Here is a 2,423-nt window from a genome sequence, read left to right as displayed (position 1 = left end):
GAAAAAATCAAAAATGATACAAATAGAATGGCTACAGTGGCTACTATTGCTTTTGCTTCAAATACAGTATGGAACGAATTTAAAAATATAGCGCTAAATCATATCCTTTTTAGAACTTAGCCTTATTTGCTTGAAAGTTGTGCATAGAAATTATAGTGTGGTAACTACAATTTACTGCCTTTTAGCAGTTTGCACAACTTTTTCTAAATGCACAACGGGTTATATTATTAAATTACATGCAAAATTCTGTTATAATTTATAAACATGATAGATCATTAGTGGGCACTTAAAACCCGTTGATTTTCAATTGTTTGTTATTTTGTTCTTTGGCATCTTTGTAATCGTACTTTCTAAGCACCTCTATTACAGGATTTTTGTCGAGTAGTGAGATGCTTAAGATTTGTAATATTTCGTAAATTGAACGCTCTACTTTCAAAGTATTTCCAACTATCGCCACGAGACAATATGCGATGATAGCACAGTAGATTTGTATTTTGACTGCATTTATAGATGTTCCCCAAAATGACTTAATCTTTAAATACTGTTTCATCCACTTAAAAAACAACTCGACCTCCCATCGTTTCTTGTATAGATACGCAATTTCCTCTGCTTTTAAATCCATATTATTAGTCAGAAAAACAAATGTTCTATTTGTGTCAGCATCATAATATTTGATACGTCTGAGTTTTTCTGGATACTTCTTTCTTGGATAGTAGGAAGTAAGTTTACCTATTTGGTCATACTTTATACCTTTAGTTTTATCGACACTATTAGAATACATTCGAGCAAACTTCATATTAGATTTTGCCCGGGTAACAAAGAAGGCTTGCTGTTTATGTAAAAGATACAAACGTTCATAATCAACATAAGCTCTGTCTAATATATAAAAACTGCCTACTTCATATAACAGTAAATCTAATGCACTCACATCATGTGCTTTGGCATTGGTTATATGCACAAAGGCAGGGATAGATGTTTTTACATCATACAGTGTATGAAGTTTGATGCCTGCTTTGGTTTTTCTAAACTCAGCCCACCAAAATACATTCAAGCATAAATCGATAGTAGAGGAATCAAAAGCATAAACATTGCCTTTGATATTGAGTTCAAAATCTGATTTATAACAACTCTCTCTTGCTCTTGCAATCAGAACATAAGCAAATGCTTCAAATATTTTATAGTTGCGATTTTCATTCGCTTTGCCAAGATTACGTCGCGATATGGACGAACCAAAACCTAAACGATAATATTTAGATTTATGAGCCTCAAGACTCAGTAGCAAATCTCTCATACTATCTCTAGCTGTTAGCTGACCGAAAACCATACATAACATCTGATTCCAGCAGGTAAAACTTCTCACGTACTTATTACCATCGTATTGTTTGACAATTCTATCAAAAATACGCCGTGGTAAAAAATCTGTGAGTTGAGCGAAAATATATTTGCCGTGATTCATCTTTTTAGTTGAATAACCAAAAATCCATGAACCATTTCAAATCGTCACGCTATAAAAAATCCCTACAGTTACGATTAACAAAGAATTTCTAAGAACTTTTTTTTATTTTTAGTGCCCACTAGTGATGATAGATATAAAATTAAAATCAGATTTTATTATTCCATTTGAAAAAATAGGAGATGAAAACTGGGAAAAAAACGCAGACATCATCATCACTGAATTTGCTGATAACTGGGAAGAAGAGTTGAAGCCTCCAATTTCTATAGAGGCTATTCAAAACTTAGAAAAGAAATTAAATGCATCGTTACCATCAAGTTTAAATTTGTTTTATCAAAAATTTGGTATTGCCAATATAGGAGAAGAGCTTCAAGATTTTGATGAAATTGACTGGCTCTATAAAATGTGGCAAAAAGAACCTGAGTATGGCCCAAATTTTACAGAGTACTCCAACAGACCGGCAGAGTAATTTTGAGCCAGATCTGGTCAAGAAACGTCAAACAATTTTAGCAGACAATCTTTCGGACAAAATCATTGGTTTATATGGTCTAGGAATGAGCTATAGGGACATCTCTAGTCATATCAAAGAAATGTACGATACAGAGTTTCTCATACGGTTTTAAGCCAAATTACCGATAGTATTATTCCAGATATCAAAGCATGGCAGAATCGCCCGTTAGATGCTGTTTATTGTATTGTTTAGTTAGATGCAATGCATTACAAAGTTAAGGTTGAGGGTAAGATTATCCATAAAGCCCTGTACAATATTTTAGGGATCGATAAAGATGGTCGAAAAGAAGTTTTGGGAATGTATATTTCCGAGAGCGAAGGTGCTAACTTTTGGTTACAAACCTGAGTTCGATTAATATTTAGAGGATTTTTTGTAGCAAAAAAGATAAGTTTTTAGTAAATTAAAGTACTGAATTTCAATTTATTAATCTAAAAACCTATCTATGATATCTTATGCTAA

Annotated in this window: 2 protein-coding genes and 1 pseudogene; 2 read left to right on the top strand and 1 reads right to left on the bottom strand. The window is 32.7% G+C overall.

Going from position 1 to position 2,423, the window contains the following annotated elements:
- Positions 1-286: 286 nt before the first annotated feature.
- Positions 287-1,456 (bottom strand): IS4 family transposase, encoded by a 1,170-nt coding sequence (locus ABW636_RS22540; protein ID WP_367592356.1) that lies wholly within the window; start codon positions 1,454-1,456, stop codon positions 287-289.
- A gap of 124 nt (positions 1,457-1,580) precedes the next feature.
- On the opposite strand from ABW636_RS22540, the gene ABW636_RS22535 reads away from it, so the two are divergent.
- Positions 1,581-1,922 (top strand): SMI1/KNR4 family protein, encoded by a 342-nt coding sequence (locus ABW636_RS22535; RefSeq protein ID WP_367592355.1) that lies wholly within the window; start codon positions 1,581-1,583, stop codon positions 1,920-1,922.
- Positions 1,903-2,300 (top strand): annotated as a pseudogene (locus ABW636_RS22610) (transposase); the annotation flags it as partial. The gene ABW636_RS22535 and the pseudogene ABW636_RS22610, both read left to right, overlap by 20 nt.
- Positions 2,301-2,423: the final 123 nt, after the last annotated feature.

The organism is Aquimarina discodermiae (assembly GCF_040786235.1).
Classification (GTDB): domain Bacteria; phylum Bacteroidota; class Bacteroidia; order Flavobacteriales; family Flavobacteriaceae; genus Aquimarina.
The sequence above is the reverse complement of the archived record's forward strand: the minus strand, read 5'-3'. Positions and strand labels throughout refer to the sequence as shown.

Excerpts from the sequence above, each read along its gene's own strand:
- ABW636_RS22535 (WP_367592355.1), top strand. The coding sequence starts at position 1,581 with ATGATAGATATAAAATTAAAATCAGATTTTATTATTCCATTTGAAAAA.
- ABW636_RS22540 (WP_367592356.1), bottom strand. The coding sequence starts at position 1,456 with ATGAATCACGGCAAATATATTTTCGCTCAACTCACAGATTTTTTACCA.